Source organism: Baumannia cicadellinicola str. Hc (Homalodisca coagulata) (assembly GCF_000013185.1).
GTDB lineage: Bacteria > Pseudomonadota > Gammaproteobacteria > Enterobacterales > Enterobacteriaceae > Baumannia > Baumannia cicadellinicola_E.
Genome location: NC_007984.1, coordinates 641,942 through 663,522, shown reverse-complemented (window position 1 = coordinate 663,522; position 21,581 = coordinate 641,942). Strand labels below are relative to the sequence as shown.

Sequence of the window (21,581 nt, the reverse complement as noted above, 5' to 3'; positions counted from 1 at the left end):
GATAAAGGGAAAAAAGATGGCTAACGTGTATAGTCGTAAAAAACGTATAGCACATGAGATACAAAAGAAAATAAACATTAGCTTACAACATAATATTCGTGATCCACGTCTTCGTAAGACTACTATCTCATGGGTTAGTGTATCACATGACTTAGGATCGGCAACTGTTTTTGTTATATTTAATGGTATTCAGAACGATAATCAAACTTCGGAGGAAATAAAAAAGAGAATAAAAACATTACAAGCAGCTTCTGGTTTCATTCGTTACTTACTAGGAAAAACCATGCACTTACGTATAGTACCTAAACTAACTTTTGTTTATGATCAATCATTATCTCATGGTATATATATTCATGAGTTAGTGAATAAAATTATACGAGAAGATCATAAATCTCTTATAAAAAATGGTATAGTTAACTAAATATGTGCTTTAGTCTAAATATTAATAGCCATAATATTAATGGTATTATCCTCTTAGATAAACAAGAAGGATTATCATCAAATTATTTGTTGCATAAAGTCAAAAGGCTCTTTAGAGTCCAAAAAGCTGGTCATACTGGGGCACTAGACCCACTAGCTAGTGGTATGCTACCTATTTGTTTAGGTGAAGCTACCAAGTTTTCTAAGTATCTTCTCGATGCTGATAAGCGTTATATTGTTTCAGCTAAGCTAGGAGAAAAAACTAATACTTATGATGCCACCGGAATAATTATTAATACCCGTCCAGTTACCATTAATCAAGCCATGATTGAACATATAATGGAACAATTTTATGGAGATATATACCAAATTCCACCTATGTTTTCATCTATAAAGTATCAAGGTCGGGCACTATATAAATATGCACGTAAAGGGATTAATATCCCACGTTCAGCACGGTTAGTTCATATATATAATTTGCAGATTCTTGATTGGGATAATACTCATATAGAACTTCAAATTCACTGCTCTAAAGGAACTTATATCCGTACTATAATCGATGATATAGGAGAATTGTTAGGTTGTGGTGCACATGTAACTATGCTACGTCGTTTAGCAGTAGCTCACTATCATACAGCACGTATGATCACATTAGAATCATTACAAACAGCTATTACATTAGCTCTACGACAAACACCAAATACTTTAGTACAGCTTAATAAATTACTACTACCAATAGATAGTGCAGTAGCTAATTTCCCAGCTATTAAATTATCAAAAGATAGTGTAGCTCGTGTAAGAAAAGGTCAGATGGTAGCTGTAGATCAATGTTGGCAAAGTGGTTTAGTACGAATGTGCGAAAATAAAGGAGAAACAACGTATTTTTTTGGTATTGGTGAAATTACTCAGCCTGGAGTACTAAAACCTAAGCGTCTTTTAGCTGAAAAATATGTTTAATATTATCAAGAGCTTCTTCTTGTAAGTAATAGGAACTTAGATTATAATAATATATATTAAGCTTTATGGCTAAATTAGAGATTGATGCCTATCTATTTTATATTAATTTGGATTATTATAATGTCTCTAAGTTTTAATACGAAAGCCAAAATAATTGCTGATTTTGGCAGAAATAATTATGATAGTGGTTCGACAGCAGTTCAAATTGCTCTTTTGACGGCTCAGATTAACCACTTACAGGATCATTTTGCAGTACATAAAAAAGATCATCATAGCCGACGTGGTCTACTGCGAATAGTTTCACAACGTCGAAAACTACTAGTTTACTTTAAGAATAAAGATCTAGCTAGTTATACTGACCTCATTGAACGCCTAAATTTACGTCGTTAAGGGAAATAAAGTTAGCCTTCTTAATAGTGATTACTAATATCAAGTTCATTAAATATGGTTTGCAGTTTATATAGACTTATACTGCATACTTTAAAATCAAGGATATAATTTTGCTCAATCCTATTGTTCATCGTTTTCAATATGGTAAGCATATTGTTATACTAGAAACAGGTATAGTAGCTCGCCAAGCAACTGCAGCTGTTATGGTAAATATGGCAGATACTATCGTATTAGTTACCGTTGTAGGTGTTAAACAAGTAAAACCAGGACAAAAATTTTTTCCTTTAATGGTTAATTATCAGGAAAGAACTTATGCAGCAGGTCGTTTTCCAGGGGGTTTTTTTCGTCGTGAAGGACGTCCTAGTGAAGGAGAAATATTAATTTCTCGTATGATAGATCGTCCTCTACGTCCTTTATTCCCTGATGGCTTCCTGAATGAAGTACAAGTTATTGCTACAGTAGTATCTATTAACCCACAGGTTAGCCCAGATATTGTAGCTATGATTGGTGTATCTGCAGCATTAAGTATATCAGGAATACCATTTAATTGCCCATTCGGTGCTGCACGTGTAGGTTACATCAATAATCAATATGTATTGAATCCAACTATAGCTGAATTAGTAGATAGTAGCCTTGATTTAGTAGTTGCAAGTACAGCTAATGCTGTACTAATGGTAGAATCAGAAGCTAAACAGCTCAGCGAAGAACAAATGCTTAGTGCAATAATTTTTGGACATGAACAACAACAATTAGTTATCCAAAATATCAATCATATGGTAACTATAGTAGGTAAGCCTAAATGGTCTTGGCAAGCACAGGTAATAGATACTAATTTACAGTTATGTGTGACGGAATTAGCAGAATCTCGTCTTAATGAGGCATTTTGTATTTCTGACAAACAAGAACGTGATGTATGTATAGAAACTATTAAATCTGATGTATTAAGTGCTTTACAGCAAAAAAATGAAACAATAGAAGAAGAAACAATAAGTAATATTTTTGCTAATTTAGAAAAACAAATAGCACGTAACCGTATCTTAGGTGGTAAACTACGTATTGATGGACGTAATCATAAAATGATTCGTAGTCTAGATATGCGTACTAGCATACTACCACGAACTCATGGTTCAGCATTATTTGTACGTGGTGAAACACAAGCTTTAGTAACAGTAACTCTTGGCACTGAACGTAATGCACAAAATATAGATGAGCTAATTGGGGAACGTACTGACCGTTTCTTGCTACATTATAACTTTCCTCCATATTGTGTTGGTGAAATTGGTTTAGTTGGTTCACCAAAACGTCGTGAGATAGGTCATGGACGTCTTGCAAAACGCGGGATATTAGCTGTAATGCCGACAGCTAATGAATTTCCGTATACTGTACGAGTAGTTTCAGAAATAACAGAATCTAATGGTTCTTCTTCTATGGCTTCTGTATGTGGTACTTCTCTAGCACTAATGGATGCTGGAGTACCTATTAAAGCTGCAGTAGCTGGGGTAGCTATGGGTTTGATAAAAGAAGATAATAACTTTGTTATACTATCTGATATTCTCAGTAATGAAGATTACATTGGTGATATGGACTTTAAAGTTGCTGGTAGTAAAAATGGAATTACAGCATTACAAATGGATATAAAAACAAAAGGTATAACCAATAATATTATACAATTAGCATTAAATCAAGCAAAAGATGCAAGAATGCATATTTTAAACATGATGGAGCAAGTCATTAGTATGTCACGTACTGATATTTCTCCTTTTGCCCCACGTATCCATACAATTAAGATACATCCTGATAAAATCAAGGATGTTATCGGCAAATGTGGCTCTGTAATTCGTGCTTTAACAGAAGAAACTAAAACTATCATTGATATTGAAGATGATGGTACAGTTACAGTAGCTGCTACTGACAGCATAAAAGCTCAGCAAGCTATTTGTCGTATAAAAGATATTACTGCTGAAATAGAGGTAGGTAGTATCTATCATGGTAAAGTTACTCGTATTGTTGATTTTGGTGCATTTATAGCTATTAGTAGTAATAAAGAAGGTTTAGTACATATTTCCCAAATTACTAATAAGCGAGTAGAAAAAGTGGCAGACTATTTATCAATAGACCAGATAGTATTAGTTAAAGTATTAGAAGTAGACCGTCAGGGACGTATTCGTTTAAGTATGAAAGATACTAATCTCACAAATAAATAATATCATGAAGTATAACTAGCTAGTAGTTTTTTCTTGATATTCACAATAAAAAATTTAACTAAATATTAGTTTAGAATATATTAAATCCAATTTTTATTGAAATTTACACAAATATTTTTGATATATATGCATTTATTACATTAATTTCTTTAGATTTGGTTGAAAAACTACTTAGCAATATATTAAAGATATTTAGTTTAATATTCTTATGCTAAGAGGAACTAGAGCATTCTTGCAACTTAACATATAAGTCTTATTAATTTCTATCTTAGAGATAGTTACGGCTTGTATTTTTGGTTCAATTTTAATGAAACTTTAATTAAAAGCCGGTTCATACATTTTATGAAAATCAATAGAAATTTTCACTACAAGATATATAGACTGGCCATTGTAAAAAAATGAGGCAGGTTTACATGTCTGTAGTTAATACATCTTTTGCAAAGATGGGATTGAATATTCTTCTCCTTAATGCCCTTAAAGATCTAGGTTATGAAACACCATCGCCTATTCAGGCTGAGTGTATTCCGCACTTATTAGCTGGTCGTGATGTTCTGGGTATTGCTCAAACAGGTAGTGGTAAAACAGCAGCATTTGCTCTACCACTACTACATAATATCAATCTAAAGTTAAATGCTCCGCAGGTATTAGTTTTAGCTCCTACTCGTGAACTTGCTGTTCAAGTTAGTGAAGCCTACTCTGATTTTGCTAAATATATGAAAGGAATCAATGTTGTTGCTTTATATGGTGGGCAGCGCTATGATGTACAGTTACGTTTGTTACGCCAAGGTTCACAAGTAATAGTTGGAACACCTGGTAGATTACTCGATCATCTTAAACGTGGTACATTGGATTTATCCCATCTTCATGGGTTAGTATTAGATGAAGCCGATGAAATGCTTCGTATGGGATTTATCGAAGATGTAGAAAATATTTTAGCGCAAATTCCTGCTAAACACCAAACAGCGCTCTTTTCAGCTACTATGCCAGAAGCTATTCGGAGAATTACCCGCCGTTTCATGACAGAGCCAAAAGAAGTACATATAGAATCTAATATAGCTAATCGTCCCGATATAAGTCAAAGTTACTGGACGGTGCATGGTAGGTGTAAAAATAAAGCACTAGCTCGTTTCCTTGAAGTAGAAGATTTTGATGCTGCCATTATTTTCGTACGAACTAAAAATGCAACTTTAGAAGTATCTCAATCATTGGAACAAAATGGCTATAATAGTGCCGCATTAAACGGGGACATGAATCAAGCACTAAGAGAGCAAACTCTTAGTCGCCTAAAAAATGGTAGTCTAGATGTTTTGATAGCAACAGATGTTGCTGCTCGTGGTTTAGATGTTGATCGTATTAGCCTAGTGGTTAACTATGATATACCTCTAGATTCAGAGTCTTATATACACCGTATAGGACGTACTGGGCGTGCAGGTAGAGCAGGACGTGCTCTATTGTTCGTAGAGCAACGTGAACGCCGTTTATTGCGTAATATTGAACGTCTTATGAAACTCAATATTCCAGAAGTTCAGCTACCAACAGCTGAAAAACTTAATACCCGTCGTTTAGAAAAATTAGCTGTAAAAATAAAAAATCATCTTAAAAATAGAGATATTGGTATGTATCGAGAGATGCTAACTAGACTACAACAAACAGAAAAGCTAGATATTGATATAGAAACACTAGCAGCGGTGCTCTTGAAAATGGCACATGGTCAACGTCCATTAATTTTATCACCAGAACCTGTTATTGAACGACGTTTACATAGTAATTCACGTCGATATAATAACCGTGAGCGTATAGATGTTAGTAAAATGGATCTATACCGCATTGAAGTAGGTCGTAATGATGGTGTAGAAGTACGTCATATTGTTGGTGCTATAGCAAATGAAGGAGATATTAATAGTAGCTACATTGGTAATATTAAGCTATTCGCATCACACTCTACGATCGAGCTACCAAAAGGTATACCAGGAGAKATTTTATCTCATTTTACCCGTACTCGTATTATGAATAAGCCTATTAATCTACAACTGTTCGATGAAGCATCATCAGCACGATGTGTTGAACGTTATGGTATTCGTCGTAGTAATCTAGTTCATGAAAAACGTATAGGGAATAGGGGAGTATCAGAAGTTCGTGAGCGTCGTGTAAGCCGTCATAGTTTCCGTACTCAGCGGAACAATGGTTAACAATATCAACAATTATGTTAAACAGTTAGGTATCATACAATGGATACTACGGTATCCTCCTGTGTTACACAGCAAAGAAGAATTAGTTGTGCTACCTCCTGCGAAAATTCGCTGGTTACTAGTTGCAGATCAGCTACCACTTATTAATCACCCGCTTATATCCGATGTAATACGTAGTATGGCACTTATACCCGAACAGTTATTCATGATAACTAGTAAACAAGTAATGATGTTACCTAAATACTCATTTTACCACTGTTGGTGGTTAGGTGTAATAGCCATCCGTAATTTTAAGGGTATCTCTTTATTTACTCCTTCATTGTCGGTACTACGGAATAATGCTGTAGCTAAACGTGATCTATGGCGTCAAATCATGAATTATCAACAATATCTTTCTTAGTGAATTGTAATAATATTATTAGTAAAGTATAACTTAATTTAATGATTCTACAATTTAATTGTTATACTACATAATAACATAATCAATGAGATATCTATCTAGGTTATTAAAGTATTCAAGATAAATCTCTTCTAATAGGTCTATTAGATAAGTTATTGCTAATAAAGTTTGAATTTAGATTAATTACTGATGAGCAAAAAAAGAGATACTAATCAGTAATATTTAAAATAAAAAAAGAGGTAGTCGTGTTAGCTATTGTCCGTATAGTATTAATAACATTATTATCTATAATAATTTGTTTATTTGGTTTAATATATTGTTTATTTAATCCACGTAATCCTAAGCATGTTGCTACATTCGGTCGCTTATTTGGTAGTATGGCGCCTATTTTGGGCATTAAGCTTAAAATACGCCTTACTAATAAACAAGATGTACCGCTAAATTGCCTTTATATCGCTAATCATCAAAACTATTATGATATGGTAACTGTTTCTTATATAGTACAACCACGAACAGTTACAGTAGGGAAAAAAAGCATACTCTGGATCCCGCTATTTGGCCAACTTTATTGGCTAACTGGTAACTTACTTATTAATCGTGACCAGCTTATGCACTCCTATCATAAACTAATTCAGTTTATACATCATATGAAAAAGCGAAATATATCTATTTGGATTTTTCCAGAGGGAACACGTAATAGAGGACGAGGACTACTACCATTCAAAACTGGAGCTTTTTATGCTGCTATCACAGCAAAAATACCGATAGTGCCTATTTGTATTTCTAATACTACTAATAAGATTAAGCTAAACCGTTGGTCTAATGGGATTGTTATTATTGAAATGCTATCGCCTATAAATACACAAAAATATAATAACAGTAAGGTACAAGTACGCCAATTAACAGAACACTGTCATGTTCTTATGAAAAAGAAATTACATGAGCTTAATATAGAAGTAACAAAATACGAATCTCAGTCTCATTTTACACAATAGATAATCTTACTATTTTATGCTTAATTATTTACTCTGATTAGTACGAAATTCCTAGTAGAAATATATTCTATGCAAATGAAATTTGATTAATAATCTAATAAAAGCCTGATTAAACTAAGTTTTAGTAAGTTGAATGTAAGTTATTTAAGCTACTACAACAAGATTTATCTAGATCTATAAGCGACTAAGTCGTTTATTGTCAGTACTGGCATATTATGTTGATTGCTAAAAGCAATAATTTCTAGTGCTCGCGCCATACTACCATCTTCATTAGTTACTTCGCATAGCACGCCAGCTGGCTTAAGACCAGCAAGTAAAGTTAAATCAATAGCCGCTTCAGTATGACCTCCACGGTTTAGTACTCCACCTGGTTGAGCGAGTAAAGGAAATACATGTCCTGGACGGTTTAAATCTTCTGGTATAGCATCATTTTTTATTGCTGTACGAATAGTCGTTATTCTATCCGCCGCCGAAACACCAGTAGTAACTCCTTCAGCAGCTTCTATTGTCACAGTAAATGCTGTTTGATAGTGGCTAGTATTATGTTCGACCATCATTGGTAATTCAAGCTGTTGACGTCGCTCTTCTGTTAAACATAAACATATAATACCACTACCATATCGGATGGCTAATGCCATTTGTTCAATAGTCATCTTTTCGGCAGCGAAAATCATATCACCTTCATTTTCACGATCTTCATTATCTAGTACTAATACGCCACGACCATGACGTAAGGCTTGAAGTGCTATTTCTACGCGTTCTATAGGTGTCCCAAATTGGGAAAAAATTATCTGATTCATTAGAAGAATATAAACCTCGCAATCAATATAAATAGATTACTAGAACCAAAGTCAGTATAATTCGATTGAATAAACAGACCGAAAAATCACCAATAATTAATAGGTTAGATAATGATCTAACAACTAAAATATAATTAACTATATTATAACAACTTTTTGCTCATTAAACTAAATATATTTAAATTTATACATAAATAGTACAATATATATATATACTTTTAGTAAAATTTACAACTACCATACTTGCACCATACTTTGACATTACATTAAGGATTATCTCAGTAAAACATGAATTAGCTGCAATTAAACATAGAAGTGATAAATATAGTAAGGAAGGGTGGTTTCTACGTACCTAAGAAAACTTTCATTAGAAGAATATTCCGATTTTCTGGAGATTATAGTTCGTAATAAGATTACAAACGTACGGAAATGATTATTTTTATCACTCAAAAAATGTTGTTATGGATAATATAAAACCAAGAGTATTAAGTTATATCGTACGTACCTTAATTTAAGGTACTCTAGATTAATTTCCTAAAAACTTTACTTACTAGAGGTAAATATAATTCCCCTCTAGTTATTAACTCAATGAAAAATTTGATTTGTCATTTAGGATGAACTTACTAAGATTTGCTTGCTTAAATTTACAGATGTTATCTTAACCATATATAATAAAAATTATATTTTCTATTACATGGTAAGAAGAATTAAATATAAAGATCATATAGCAAACTCTAATACCAATAGTTAGTAGTGCTATATAGCTGTCAAGCTATTGCTATTAAAGTAAGTAATTCTACATAGCCTAAAATATTAGGCTCTTATGTATCTATTATCACCATGGTGGGGATACGACGACTATACTTAGAGAGATAAAGTTGAAAAAGTATCTAGTAGGTGGCGCCGTACGTGACAGGTTATTGCAAATTCCCGTTAAAGAACGGGATTGGGTAGTTATTGGTACAACATTACAAGATATGCTGAAAGCAGGATACCAACAAGTAGGAAAAGATTTTCCTGTTTTTCTGCACCCTAAAAGTCACGAAGAATATGCATTAGCACGTATTGAAAAAAAGTCCGCAACAGGTGGATATACTGGCTTTACATATAAAGCTTCGTCAGAGATTACTCTAGAAGAAGATTTAAAACGTCGTGATTTAACTATCAATGCGATTGCATGTGATGAAAATGGATCATTAATTGATCCCTATAATGGTCAGCGTGATCTTAATCAACGCTGGCTTCGTCATGTATCTGAAGCTTTTTGCGAAGATCCACTACGTGTATTAAGGGTAGCACGATTTGCAGCACAGCTTGCGTACCTTAATTTTCGTATTGTCCCAGAGACTAGGTTAATGATGCAGCATATGATTAGTGAGTTACCACTTTTATCGCCGGAACGTATATGGAAAGAGACCGAAAAAGCACTAGCAACACGTGATCCACAAATATATTTCCAAGTTTTACGCGATTGTGGAGCTCTAAAGACTTTATTTCCAGAAATTGATGCTCTATTTGGGGTACCTGCACCAGCTAAATGGCATCCAGAGATTGATACTGGTATTCATACTATGATGACAGTAGCAATGGCGGCACGATTATCAGATAGTATCGCAGTTCGCTTTGCATCACTGTGTCATGATATAGGTAAAGGATTAACTCCACGTGATCATTGGCCTAGTCATCATGGGCACGGACCTGCTGGAATACCGTTGGTTCAGTCTTTATGCCAGCGGTTACGGGTACCTAATTCAATACGTAATTTAGCTATCATAGTTACTGAGTATCATGATTTACTACACTATGCAGTTAAGCTTAAGCCAAAAACATTAATTAAATTATTTTACGCTATTGATGTTTGGCGTCGTCCTGAACGGCTAGAACAGATTATAATTATTAGTGAAGCTGATGCACGCGGTCGCGCCGGTTACGAAAATCATTTTTATAAACCAGGCCAATTTATACGTGAAGCCTATCGTATTGCATCTTCTATCATGCCATGCCAAGTGATTAGTCATAACTTAACAGGCAATAAAATTGGCGAAAAATTACGTCAGTATCGTCAACAAGCGATAGCAACATGGAAGCAGCAAAACTATGAATCAAAACAACAGTAGTATCATCTTCTATTCTGAGCGAATAGAATAAATTATCTTATATGTATATTACCATAAATTTACGTTTAGATTAAAATTAAGTAGAAAACTATCACTAGCAGAAAACGATAAAGAACAAACGGTATAAAAGACATACCCTTGATTATACGCCAAAATAATTTAATAGTAATTAGTGCAACAAGAAATGCAGTAATAAAACCGATAATAAACATTGGTATATCATCTAAAGATAGTACAGGTAGATGTCTATATAAATCTAGTATTGTTGCTCCAAATATCATAGGTACTGCTAGAAGAAAGGAAAACTCAAAAGCAGCATCACTACTTACTCCTACTAGCATACCCCCACTAATAGTAGCACCACTACGTGAAAACCCAGGTAGTAGTGCAAAACATTGAAAGCAACCAATTAAAAAAGCCTGTAAATAACTAATATCATCGATACAAGTAGCTCGAGGTTTTTTATCATGAATTAATTGACTAATGAGCAGTAATAAACTACCTAAAATTAATGAGTACATTACATATTTAGGTTCAAAAAAGGATTTTATTTGTTCGTAAAACATCAATCCTAATATACTAGATGGTATTAGACCTAATATGATATGATACAGATGTAATCTACTTCCATGATTAATATTATGTTGATAAATTTCCCATTTCTTCAAATTAAGACCAAACAGCAAAAACCATCTCTGTTTACAAATAATAATAACAGCTAAAATTGAACCTAATTGTATTAATACTTCAAATATTTTAGTCTTATCGTTATTAAAACCAAGCATATAACTAACTAATATCATATGTCCTGTAGAGGATACAGGTAAAAATTCGGTTAAGCCTTCTACTATACCAAGAATTAATGCTACTACTAACCCGTATATATCTACCATATAAGATACGCCTCAACAGAATAAAAAAGCTTATAAAAAATTGGTTTTCTGTTAACCAATAGATATTAAATTAATTTTTAATTCATTGATAAAGAATAGTTATTAGTACTAATTTTAGCTTATTTTCTTACTTTTTTTTTAGTTTTTTAGTTCTTTTATACTACGCTGAATAATCACACCTACGCTTTTAGCATACGGTACTGCACTTGGTTTTTGAATTTTAATACGCACCCAAGTAAGACTAAATTTATTTATTAGTAGTTCAGCAACCTCTTCGGCAACACGTTCTATAAGGGCAAAATGCTTACCGTGAACCCAAGACAATACTGCTTCACTAATAGCTGTATAGCTAATACTATCATTAATATTATCGCTAAGTGCAGCAGTAACGTTATTCCAGCCAACTTCAATATCAAAAATTAACTTTTGTAAGCGTTGCTGTTCCCAGTCATAAACACCAATAAAAGCCATAACTATTAATTTTTTAATAAATATTATATCCACAAATATGACTCTTGATTTAGCTTGATAAAAATAAAAACCATTTATCTGCTAATAGTAGTTAATTCTTCTAGGGGCCAACGAGGACGTACTATTACAGCGAGTTGGCTTTGCGGTAGTACTAAGGATGCAAAACGTACGCTGCCAACGTAAGCGATCATAGCACCATTATCTGTACATAATTCTGGTCGAGCGTAAAATATCTCTTCTCCCCGCTGCTCTACCATTTTTTTCATCCGATTACGTAATGTTTGGTTAGCACTAACGCCACCGGCCATAACTAATCTTTTAAAGCCTGTTTGATCGAGTGCACGTTGACATTTAATCATTAGTGTATCTACGACTGCGTCCTCAAATGCTCTTGCTATATCTGCATGGGTTTGTGCATCACTAGCTGCTATATTAATAGTGTTAGCCGCAAAGGTTTTTAACCCCGCAAAGCTAAAATTAAGACCAGGACGTTCCGTCATAGGTCGTGGAAACTTATAACGTCCAGCAATGCCTTGCTGTGCAATTTTTGATAACATTGGTCCGCCTGGATAATCTAAGCCTAATAGTTTAGCTGTTTTATCAAATGCTTCACCTACAGCATCGTCAACAGATTGACCGAGTAATTGATATTTACCCATCTTAGTTACTGCTATTAGTTGTGTATGTGCACCTGATACTAATAGAGCAACAAAAGGAAACGATGGAGGATTTATCTCTAACATTGGTGCTAATAAATGTCCTTCCATATGATGTACAGCTATATTTGGTACTTTCCATGCATAAGCTAGAGCACAACCTACAGTAGCCCCAACCATTAGGGAGCTAATGAGTCCTGGGCCTGCAGTGTAAGCAACTCCATCAATATTCTTAGCTTGCAATCGAGCCTCAGATAGTGCAGCTTGGATCAAAGGTACTATTTTACGTAAGTGATCACGAGAAGCAAGTTCAGGTACGACCCCACCATAGTTGGCATGAATTTTAGCTTGGCTATAAATTTGATTAGTTAGTAGCCCGTGTTGATCATCATAAATTGCTACTCCAGTATCATCACAGGATGTCTCAATACCTAATACTCGCATAAACTAATATTCTCATGATAGTAATAATTCCTATAATAACTTTCACTGAAAATTCATTCAAGCGTATCGCAGTAGTAGACCTTAATAATATATATAGTATATAATTAGAGCAAAATTTAGCATCATTAGGTAAATGAAATGAATGGCTGCTAATATCTAACCAGTATAATTCAATTGAAATTTATATTCAGGAAAAAATAATGCCAGTAATTAAAGTCCGTGATAATGAGCCATTCGAAGTTGCATTGCGTCGCTTTAAACGTTCTTGCGAAAAAGCCGGAATTTTATCCGAAGTTCGTCGTCGCGAATTTTATGAAAAACCAACTACGGAACGTAAACGTGCTAAAGCTTCAGCAGTTAAACGTTATACAAAAAAACTAGCACGCGAAAATGCACGTCGCAATAGGTTATACTAACTTTTATTATAACTTGTTTTTTACAACATTAAGCTTAGTAGTAAGCTACTATGATATATAAATACAACGATAGTAACATTTGTTATAGAGCTTATGGTTGGACGCATACCACGTACATTTATTAGTAGCTTATTAGCACATACCGACATCGTCGAACTAATTGATGCAAGATTTAAGCTAAAGAAGCAAGGTAAGCATTTTATAGCTTGCTGTCCATTCCATAATGATAAAATCCCATCATTTCATGTTAGTAGTAAAATGCAATTTTATCACTGTTTTAGTTGTGGCTCTCATGGTAATGCGATAGATTTTCTAATGAATTATGATCGACTAGGATTTTTAGAATCTCTTGAAGAATTAGCTATAAGATGTGGTTGGAATATTCCCTATGAAAATAATGATATCTTAAATGCACCGCAGTTATATTCACGCCAGCGCCTTTATGATCTAATGGAAAAAATCAGTATATTTTATCAGCAATCACTTCATGAACAAGCTCTAGTTGTTAATAGCTATTTACAACAACGTGGCTTAAACGCTACAGTTATTAATGATTTTGCCATAGGTTTTGCACCACCTGGCTGGGATAACGTAATAAAGTATTTTGGTCATTCAGCTGAAGCGATTGCTTTGTTAAAAGCTACAGGGATGGTGGTTTATAATGATAATGGTAATACCTATGATCTATTCCGTAATAGAATTATGTTTCCTATTCGTGATAAACGAGGGCATATTATAGCCTTTGGTGGCCGTCTCCTCGGAGAGGGTCAACCTAAGTACATAAATTCGCCAGCAAGTGATTTATTTCATAAAAGCAATCAGCTATATGGTTTATATGAAGCTCAACAGAAAAACGCTAATTTATCTAAATTATTAGTAGTAGAAGGTTATATGGATGTAGTAACACTAGCGCAGTTTGGTATTAATTATGTTGTGGCATCTCTTGGTACAGCGACAACGACCGAACAGATTCAGTTATTATATCGTACAACTGATCAGTTAATCTGTTGTTATGATGGAGATCGTGCTGGACGCGAAGCAGCTTGGAAGACTCTAGAAAATGCTCTTCCATATCTTATTGATAAACGTCAATTGCGCTTTATGTTTTTATCTAATAGTCAAGATCCTGATACAATAATACGCAAAATTGGTAAAGAGGCATTCGAAAAATATATTGAACAGGCACAACCATTATCCGAATTTTTATTCGATACACTAATGCAGCAGGTTAATCTAAGTAATTTAGATGATCGGGTAAAATTAATTGCCCTAGCATTACCACTGATTAATAAAATACCAAATGGTATTTGGCGGTTGTTTCTACGACAGTTATTAGCTAATAGAGTTGGTATTCTAGATGATAACAAACTCGAAAAATTACTCCAACTAAATAAAAAAAGAGTTAAATCTCAGCAAAATTTAAGAATAAAATGTACACCTATACATATCCTTATAGGTTTATTAGTACAAAATCCATGGTTATCTACTTTAGCAAAAAGAATTAGCAATAAGCTAGAACAAGCTAGGCAACCTGGAGTAAAAATTTTTATTCAATTAGTAAAAACTTGCCAGAAAGAGCCTAGTTTAACTACGGGTCAATTATTAGAACTTTATCGTCATAATAAATTTTATGCACAACTTGAAACTTTCGCTACTTGGAACCACATGATCATAGAAGATCTAATCGAAAGGACTTTCATAGATGCTTTAACTAAGCTATATAATTCTATACTTGAACAACGCCAGGATATACTGATAGCTCTTGATCGAAAACATGGACTCACAACTGAAGAGCGTAAAGAACTTTGGTATCTAAATCAAGCATTAGCAAAAAAAGATCAATTAAGCATCGCTTTTTACGATGATTTTATCATCAATTAATTATTAAATTATTAAATGCAAAGATTAATAATCTCAATTTAACTATAATCGTATATTACGATGATGTATGGATACTTTGTTATGGAACAAAATCAGCATTTACAGCTAAAGTTGCTTGTTACACGTGGTAAAGAACAAGGCTATTTGACTGTTGCTGAAGTCAATGATCTTCTTCCAGAAGATATTGTTGATTCTGATCAGATAGAAGATATCATCCAAATGATTAATGATATGGGCATCCAAGTTATGGAAGAAGCGCCAGATGCTGATGATATTCTATTAGATGAAACAAATTCAGATACAGATGAAGATGCTGTAGAAGCAGCTGCTCAGGTCTTATCTAGTGTTGAATCCGAGATAGTTCGTACTACTGATCCTGTCCGTATGTATATGCGTGAAATGGGTACTGTAGAATTGCTTACCCGTGAAGGTGAAATTAACATTGCTAAGCGTATAGAAGATGGTATGACTCAGGTACAGTGTTCGGTTGCCGAGTATCCTGAGGCTATAACTTATTTGCTTAAACAATATGACCGCGTTGAGTTAGGTGAAGCACGTTTATCAGATCTTATCATAAATTTCGTTGATACTCATATGGAAGTACCGGACATAATATCAACTACGAGTAATATCAGTACAGAACTTGCTTCTGATATAAGTGATGATGAAGATGAAGAAGTAAATGATGAAAATACTAACGAAGATAGTAGCATAGATCCTGAAATAGCACACCAGAAATTTGTTGAATTACGTGAACAATATGAAATTACCCGTAATATTATTGATACTAAAGGTCGCAGTCATGCTAAAGCAATAGAAGAAATACTTAAGCTTTCTGAGATATTTAAACAATTTCATTTAGCACCAAAACAGTTTGACTATCTAGTAAAGAATATGCGTGCTGTGATGGATCGTATACGTCTTCAAGAACGTTTAGTAATGAAACTATGCGTAGATATCAGTAAAATGCCAAAGAAAGACTTTATTAAGCTATTTGCTGGTAATGAAACTAGTGAAACGTGGTTTAAAACAGCACTAGCAATGAATCAACCCTGGTCTGAAAAATTATATAATGTAGATAAAAATGTACATAATAGTCTACAAAAGTTACGTCAAATAGAAGAAGAGACTGGTTTAAGTATCGAACAAATAAAAGATATTAACCGTCGTATGTCAATTGGTGAAGCAAAAGCTCGTCGTGCTAAAAAAGAGATGGTCGAAGCAAACCTAAGATTAGTTATTTCTATTGCTAAGAAATATACTAACCGTGGTCTACAATTTCTTGATTTAATTCAAGAAGGTAATATTGGTCTCATGAAAGCAGTAGATAAATTTGAATACCGCCGTGGCTATAAATTCTCTACTTATGCTACCTGGTGGATCCGTCAAGCTATCACTCGTTCTATAGCTGATCAAGCCCGGACTATCCGTATTCCAGTACATATGATCGAAACTATTAACAAGCTTAATCGTATTTCCCGGCAAATGCTACAGGAAATTGGACGCGAACCAACACCAGAAGAACTAGCAGAACGTATGTTTATGCCAGAAGATAAAATTCGCAAAGTACTAAAAATAGCTAAAGAACCTCTTTCTATGGAAACACCTATTGGTGACGATGAAGATACACATTTAGGTGATTTTATTGAGGATACTACCTTAGAGCTTCCTCTAGAATCAGCTACTTCTGAAAGCTTACGTTCTGCTACTCATGAGATACTAGCAGGTCTAACCGCTCGTGAAGCAAAAGTACTACGTATGCGCTTTGGTATTGATATGAATACTGATCATACATTAGAAGAAGTAGGTAAACAATTTGCTGTTACCCGTGAGCGTATTCGGCAAATTGAAGCAAAGGCATTACGCAAATTACGTCATCCTAGCCGCTCTGAAGTTTTGCGGAGCTTTTTAGATGATTAAACTTATCCGAGATGAGAAGAAAAAAGTATAGACGAGTCAAATAACACTATTTATAATAGCCTGCTTGGCCCCTTAGCTCAGTGGTCAGAGCAGGCGACTCATAATCGTTTGGTCGCTGGTTCAAATCCAGCAGGGGCCACTAGATACGGTAAATTAATGTTATGTTTGATAGCTCTATCTTTTTTTTGAAATATGAAAATAATACATATTATATATTAATTTCTATTTATGTTTATAACATCTATCAAACAAAAGTAATTCAGTGATAACATCAGTATTATTCCATTAGCAAAATATAACTTGTTAGTTATGCAACAATTTACTGAATATGTCACGGACGTACTCATTATTGGTAGTGGTGCGGCTGGTTTATCATTAGCACTGCGTATAGCTGAATACTGTAAAGTAATAGTACTCAGCAAACATTCATTAAATAAATGCTCTACTTGGTATGCTCAAGGTGGTATTGCCGCTGTCTTTGAGGATACAGACAGCATCAATTCTCATGTAGAAGATACATTAAATGCGGGTGCTGGTCTTTGTGATCGTGAAGTAGTAGAGTATATTACTAGTAACGCACGCCATTGTATTGAATGGTTAGTTCAGCAAGGTGTATTATTCGATGTATATGATCTCGACTTACCTAATAAGATCAATAGCAATTATCACCTTACTAGAGAAGGTGGGCATAGTCACCGTCGTATATTACATGTTGCTGATGCAACTGGCAAAGCTATAGAAACCATACTTATCAAAAAGGCTATGCTCAATCCTAATATTCATATTATAGAACATAGTCACGCTATAGATTTAATAACCTCAAATACAATCGGTCTATCTAGTAATTGCCGGGTAGTAGGTGCCTATATTTGGAATAGATCATTAGACCGGGTAGAACGCTGCTACGCTTTTACTGCTATCGTATTAGCAACAGGTGGAGCATCTACTGTGTATCAATATACCACCAATCCAGATATATCATCTGGTGATGGTATTGCAATGGCTTGGCGTGCTGGATGTAGAGTAGCTAATCTTGAATTTAATCAATTTCACCCAACTTCATTATATCATCCTCAGGCACGTAATTTTCTTTTAACTGAAGCGCTACGGGGTGAAGGTGCTTACCTTTATCGGCCAGATGGTAGTCGCTTTATGCCAGATTTTGATTTACGTGCTGAACTAGCACCGCGAGATATCGTTACACGTGCTATAGACCATGAAATAAGACGTTTAGGTGTTGAATGTATGTATTTAGATATTAGTTATCGACCTAAGAAATTAATTCGTAATCATTTTCCTACAATATACAAAAAACTACAGGCGCTAAATATGGATTTAACTAGCCAACCTATTCCTATTGTTCCAGCTGCTCACTATACCTGTGGTGGTGTCATAGTAGATAAGAATGGTCGTACCGATTTAGATGGTCTATATGCAATTGGTGAAGTAAGCTATACAGGTTTACATGGTGCTAATAGGTTGGCATCTAATTCTTTACTCGAATGTTTTGTCTATAGTTGGGCTGCATCTGTAGATATTATCCGTAATTTACCGACTAGTATAAAGCAGGTGCATCAATTACCACCCTGGAATGATAATAAAGTTATCAGTTATCATGATCATCGTATCTTACTCAATAACTGGAAAGAATTACAACGATTAATGTGGAATGATGTTGGTATTATACGTACTACTAAACAACTAGAAAGAGCACTACGTAACCTCCAATTGCTTACAACAAAGAGTATTTGCGCATCTAAATCTAATGTTAGCATATCAGATTGTTCCATAAAATTCCGTAATTTACTTTTAGTCGCAAAACTTATTGTTCAAAGTGCACTACAGCGTCAAGAAAGTCGCGGTTTACATTATATACTAGATTATCCAACTATGCTACCTAACCCACAACCAACGATTTTACAACCAGGAGTAAAATCTTCGCTCAGAAGTAAGGAATAAAGTTTAGTATGTATACTATTATTAATAGTAAACATCATATAATAGCACCTAATATGACTTGGCAGTTAACTATTGCTCAGGAAAAAAAACAACCTTATTTTCAGCAAATATTATGTTTTCTCAATAAAGAACGGGCAGCAGGTGTGACTATTTATCCACCGCAGAAAGATATATTTAACGCTTTTAGTCTCACAGAACTATGTGCAGTTAAAGTGGTAATTATTGGTCAAGATCCTTATCATGGTCCTAATCAAGCTGATGGTTTATCTTTCTCTGTTAGGCCTGGTTTACCTATACCACCATCTCTTATGAACATATATAAGGAGCTAGCTAATGATATTTCTAGTTTCATTATACCACAACATGGTTGTTTATGGAGCTGGGCAGAACAGGGAATAATGCTACTCAATACAGTATTAACTGTAGAAGCAGGTAAAGCCTATTCTCACGCCAACTTAGGTTGGGAAATTTTTACAAATAAAGTTATTACTTTAATTAATAACTTAAGTGAAGGAATTATCTTTCTCTTATGGGGTACTAAAGCGCAAAAAAAAGCCCAGATAATTGATGTAAAACGCCACCATATTTTAATGGCATCACATCCATCTCCTTTATCTGCATATCTTAGCTTTTTTGGTTGCCGTCACTTCTCAAAGGTAAATATATTATTAAAACAACAAGGCAAAACGCCCATTGACTGGGCGCCAAAACTACCATATTAAGAAATGTCAATTATGTTAATTAAATAAATTATTAATTATAGAATAAGTCATTAGCTCTTAGTTTTGGAGACTGTAACCATCGCCGGGCGAATGAGACGACCATTAAGGAGATAACCTTTTTGCATAACTATTATGACATGATTCGGCTCATGCTCTTCAGATTCTAGTATTGTCATTGCCTGATGTATGTCAGGATTAAATGGAACATGGGTTTCACTCACAACTTTAATACCAAATTTTTGCACAACATTTAGTAAAGATTTTAATGTTAGCTCAATACCTTCAATAGTAGAAGCAAGATTTTGACTAGATTTATCTGACATCTCCAATGCACGCTCTAAATTATCAATGACCGGTAGTAGCTCACTAACAAAACGTTCTAAAGAAAATTTGTACACTTTTTCTACTTCTATCTCGTTACGACGACGCATATTCTCTATTTCTGCCTTAGAACGCAATAGTAAATCTCTTTCCCGTTGCTGTGCTTGCACTAGTTCTACTTCCAGTTTTTGAATGCGATCATCTCGCATATCGATTATTTCATTAGTTTCTGAGACTGCTTCAGTTTCCGAGACTGCTTCTATTGTATCTATTTCGCTGTCTTGTGATATTTGATCGTCAGAGTAATTTTTGTCTTGACTTATCATGCGTTTTCTCCAAGCTTCAGCATTATTCTTACTAGTTCGGTTATTATGGGGATAAATAGTCAGCATTCAAGGGATTAAATATCATGAAACAAGCAAAGATAAGTAACAATATTACTGCTAATTTTAAAACTATTGGTATCCTTGGTAAACATCGTGATCCAAATGCTCTAGTAACACATGAAACCCTGTATTATTGGTTAATTAAACAGGGTATAAAGGTTATTATAGAACCTCAAATGGCTAATAATTTATCATTAGCTAATGCTATTACCGGAAATGTAGTAGATATTGGTGAACAGGCTGATCTCGTAATTATTGTAGGTGGTGACGGGAATATACTAGGTGCAGCGCGAATATTATCACGCTATGATATAAAAATTATAGGTATTAACCGTGGCAATGTAGGGTTTCTTGCTGATCTTGACCCGGACGAAGCATTAACACAGTTATCTGATGTTTTAGTCGGTAATTATAATCATGATAAACGCTTCTTGCTTGAGGTAAGTATTTACCGTAACCACAGATATGAACAAGCTAATACAGCAATTAATGAAATTGTACTGCATTCGGGTAAAGTTGCACATATGATAGAGTTTGACGTTTTCATTGATAATTGCTTTGCGTTTTCACTACGTTCAGACGGACTAATTATATCTACTCCAACCGGTTCTACTGCTTATTCTCTTTCTGCTGGAGGTCCAATTCTTACCCCTACAGTAGATACCATAGTACTCGTACCTATGTTTCCACATACTCTATCTTCCCGTCCATTAGTGATCCATGGTAGTAGCACCATCAGACTAAAATTTTCGCAATGGCAGCCTGATATGGAGATTAGCTGTGATAGTCAAATTATATTTCCTGTTCATCATGGAGATGAAATTATTATTCGTCGCAGCGATTACTATTTAGATTTAATTCATCCAAATGATTATAATTATTTTAATATCTTAAGTCGTAAACTAGGATGGTCAAAAAAATTCTGCTAGAATAAGTAATATTATCTCATCGAGTTTATCTATGTACTACTACAGATAATAAATCTGTATATTATCTGCTTTATAGACTAGTCTTATCTTAATAAGATTTTTATTTTTGAT

19 protein-coding genes and 1 tRNA gene are annotated in these 21,581 nt (G+C 34.2%); 15 read left to right on the top strand and 5 right to left on the bottom strand.

Translation table 11 applies throughout. The annotated features are described in order from the left end of the window. The first annotated feature begins 16 nt into the window (after nt 1-16). From rbfA to BCI_RS03090, 7 genes are all read left to right on the top strand, one after another. Nucleotides 17-421 carry a 30S ribosome-binding factor RbfA gene (rbfA, locus tag BCI_RS03120; protein ID WP_011520788.1) on the top strand — a complete coding sequence of 135 codons (405 nt, stop codon included), beginning with the start codon at nt 17-19 and terminating at the stop codon, nt 419-421. Nucleotides 422-423: 2 nt separating this feature from the next. Then, the gene (gene truB, locus BCI_RS03115; RefSeq protein ID WP_011520787.1) at nt 424-1,377 is read left to right on the top strand and encodes a tRNA pseudouridine(55) synthase TruB; all 954 of its coding nucleotides are present in this window, start codon (nt 424-426) and stop codon (nt 1,375-1,377) included. A gap of 120 nt (nt 1,378-1,497) precedes the next feature. Next, complete coding sequence (gene rpsO, locus BCI_RS03110) at nt 1,498-1,767, top strand: 30S ribosomal protein S15 (RefSeq protein ID WP_041574970.1); 270 nt, start codon at nt 1,498-1,500, stop codon at nt 1,765-1,767. A gap of 110 nt (nt 1,768-1,877) precedes the next feature. After that, nucleotides 1,878-3,971 carry a polyribonucleotide nucleotidyltransferase gene (pnp, locus tag BCI_RS03105; RefSeq protein ID WP_011520785.1) on the top strand — a complete coding sequence of 698 codons (2,094 nt, stop codon included), beginning with the start codon at nt 1,878-1,880 and terminating at the stop codon, nt 3,969-3,971. Between the two features lie 413 nt (nt 3,972-4,384). Beyond that, nucleotides 4,385-6,160 (top strand): DEAD/DEAH family ATP-dependent RNA helicase, encoded by a 1,776-nt coding sequence (locus tag BCI_RS03100; RefSeq protein ID WP_011520784.1) that lies wholly within the window; start codon nt 4,385-4,387, stop codon nt 6,158-6,160. Then, nucleotides 6,153-6,560 (top strand): DNA polymerase III subunit psi, encoded by a 408-nt coding sequence (locus BCI_RS03095; protein ID WP_011520783.1) that lies wholly within the window; start codon nt 6,153-6,155, stop codon nt 6,558-6,560. Before BCI_RS03100 ends, BCI_RS03095 begins: the two co-directional genes overlap by 8 nt. Nucleotides 6,561-6,805: 245 nt before the next feature. Then, on the top strand, nt 6,806-7,555 hold the full coding sequence (locus BCI_RS03090; RefSeq protein ID WP_011520782.1) for a 1-acylglycerol-3-phosphate O-acyltransferase: 750 nt from the start codon (nt 6,806-6,808) through the stop codon (nt 7,553-7,555). 164 nt (nt 7,556-7,719) lie between these two features. Here the strand turns inward: BCI_RS03090 and ribB are convergent, their stop codons facing one another. Further along, the gene (gene ribB, locus BCI_RS03085; protein ID WP_011520781.1) at nt 7,720-8,355 is read right to left on the bottom strand and encodes a 3,4-dihydroxy-2-butanone-4-phosphate synthase; all 636 of its coding nucleotides are present in this window, start codon (nt 8,353-8,355) and stop codon (nt 7,720-7,722) included. Nucleotides 8,356-9,233: 878 nt separating this feature from the next. Between ribB and BCI_RS03080 the strand changes: the two genes are divergently transcribed. Further along, entirely contained in the window at nt 9,234-10,472 is a 1,239-nt protein-coding gene (locus BCI_RS03080) for a multifunctional CCA addition/repair protein (protein ID WP_011520780.1), read from the top strand. A gap of 65 nt (nt 10,473-10,537) precedes the next feature. Here the strand turns inward: BCI_RS03080 and bacA are convergent, their stop codons facing one another. The 3 genes from bacA to tsaD all read right to left on the bottom strand — a co-directional run bounded on the left by bacA (nt 10,538) and on the right by tsaD (nt 12,936). Further along, nucleotides 10,538-11,365 (bottom strand): undecaprenyl-diphosphate phosphatase, encoded by an 828-nt coding sequence (gene bacA, locus BCI_RS03075; protein WP_011520779.1) that lies wholly within the window; start codon nt 11,363-11,365, stop codon nt 10,538-10,540. Nucleotides 11,366-11,503: 138 nt separating this feature from the next. Then, nucleotides 11,504-11,869 carry a dihydroneopterin aldolase gene (gene folB, locus BCI_RS03070; RefSeq protein WP_011520778.1) on the bottom strand — a complete coding sequence of 122 codons (366 nt, stop codon included), beginning with the start codon at nt 11,867-11,869 and terminating at the stop codon, nt 11,504-11,506. Between the two features lie 41 nt (nt 11,870-11,910). Beyond that, entirely contained in the window at nt 11,911-12,936 is a 1,026-nt protein-coding gene (tsaD, locus tag BCI_RS03065; RefSeq protein ID WP_011520777.1) for a tRNA (adenosine(37)-N6)-threonylcarbamoyltransferase complex transferase subunit TsaD, read from the bottom strand. Nucleotides 12,937-13,136: 200 nt separating this feature from the next. On the opposite strand from tsaD, the gene rpsU reads away from it, so the two are divergent. The 6 genes from rpsU to ung all read left to right on the top strand — a co-directional run bounded on the left by rpsU (nt 13,137) and on the right by ung (nt 19,834). Then, nucleotides 13,137-13,352 carry a 30S ribosomal protein S21 gene (rpsU, locus tag BCI_RS03060; protein ID WP_011520776.1) on the top strand — a complete coding sequence of 72 codons (216 nt, stop codon included), beginning with the start codon at nt 13,137-13,139 and terminating at the stop codon, nt 13,350-13,352. Nucleotides 13,353-13,445: 93 nt separating this feature from the next. Beyond that, nucleotides 13,446-15,233 carry a DNA primase gene (dnaG, locus tag BCI_RS03055; RefSeq protein WP_011520775.1) on the top strand — a complete coding sequence of 596 codons (1,788 nt, stop codon included), beginning with the start codon at nt 13,446-13,448 and terminating at the stop codon, nt 15,231-15,233. 81 nt (nt 15,234-15,314) lie between these two features. Continuing rightward, complete coding sequence (gene rpoD, locus BCI_RS03050; protein WP_011520774.1) at nt 15,315-17,153, top strand: RNA polymerase sigma factor RpoD; 1,839 nt, start codon at nt 15,315-15,317, stop codon at nt 17,151-17,153. A 66-nt stretch (nt 17,154-17,219) separates the two neighbouring features. Beyond that, nucleotides 17,220-17,292: transfer RNA gene (locus BCI_RS03045), tRNA-Ile, on the top strand. 170 nt (nt 17,293-17,462) lie between these two features. Next, on the top strand, nt 17,463-19,112 hold the full coding sequence (gene nadB, locus BCI_RS03040) for an L-aspartate oxidase (protein WP_011520773.1): 1,650 nt from the start codon (nt 17,463-17,465) through the stop codon (nt 19,110-19,112). An 8-nt stretch (nt 19,113-19,120) separates the two neighbouring features. After that, nucleotides 19,121-19,834 (top strand): uracil-DNA glycosylase, encoded by a 714-nt coding sequence (gene ung / locus BCI_RS03035; RefSeq protein ID WP_420021812.1) that lies wholly within the window; start codon nt 19,121-19,123, stop codon nt 19,832-19,834. Nucleotides 19,835-19,884: 50 nt separating this feature from the next. On the opposite strand, the gene grpE is transcribed toward ung, so the two are convergent. After that, complete coding sequence (gene grpE / locus BCI_RS03030) at nt 19,885-20,481, bottom strand: nucleotide exchange factor GrpE (RefSeq protein WP_011520771.1); 597 nt, start codon at nt 20,479-20,481, stop codon at nt 19,885-19,887. A gap of 83 nt (nt 20,482-20,564) precedes the next feature. Here grpE and nadK point away from each other — a divergent pair, with 83 nt between their 5' ends. After that, nucleotides 20,565-21,470 (top strand): NAD(+) kinase, encoded by a 906-nt coding sequence (gene nadK, locus BCI_RS03025; RefSeq protein WP_011520770.1) that lies wholly within the window; start codon nt 20,565-20,567, stop codon nt 21,468-21,470. Nucleotides 21,471-21,581: the final 111 nt, after the last annotated feature.

Coding starts and splice junctions, on each gene's coding strand:
- rpsO (WP_041574970.1), top strand. CDS start 1,498: ATGTCTCTAAGTTTTAATACGAAAGCCAAAATAATTGCTGATTTTGGC.
- truB (WP_011520787.1), top strand. CDS start 424: ATGTGCTTTAGTCTAAATATTAATAGCCATAATATTAATGGTATTATC.
- grpE (WP_011520771.1), bottom strand. CDS start 20,481: ATGATAAGTCAAGACAAAAATTACTCTGACGATCAAATATCACAAGAC.
- rbfA (WP_011520788.1), top strand. CDS start 17: ATGGCTAACGTGTATAGTCGTAAAAAACGTATAGCACATGAGATACAA.
- rpsU (WP_011520776.1), top strand. CDS start 13,137: ATGCCAGTAATTAAAGTCCGTGATAATGAGCCATTCGAAGTTGCATTG.
- bacA (WP_011520779.1), bottom strand. CDS start 11,365: ATGGTAGATATATACGGGTTAGTAGTAGCATTAATTCTTGGTATAGTA.
- nadB (WP_011520773.1), top strand. CDS start 17,463: ATGCAACAATTTACTGAATATGTCACGGACGTACTCATTATTGGTAGT.
- rpoD (WP_011520774.1), top strand. CDS start 15,315: ATGGAACAAAATCAGCATTTACAGCTAAAGTTGCTTGTTACACGTGGT.
- BCI_RS03095 (WP_011520783.1), top strand. CDS start 6,153: ATGGTTAACAATATCAACAATTATGTTAAACAGTTAGGTATCATACAA.
- tsaD (WP_011520777.1), bottom strand. CDS start 12,936: ATGCGAGTATTAGGTATTGAGACATCCTGTGATGATACTGGAGTAGCA.
- ung (WP_420021812.1), top strand. CDS start 19,121: ATGTATACTATTATTAATAGTAAACATCATATAATAGCACCTAATATG.
- dnaG (WP_011520775.1), top strand. CDS start 13,446: ATGGTTGGACGCATACCACGTACATTTATTAGTAGCTTATTAGCACAT.
- ribB (WP_011520781.1), bottom strand. CDS start 8,355: ATGAATCAGATAATTTTTTCCCAATTTGGGACACCTATAGAACGCGTA.
- nadK (WP_011520770.1), top strand. CDS start 20,565: ATGAAACAAGCAAAGATAAGTAACAATATTACTGCTAATTTTAAAACT.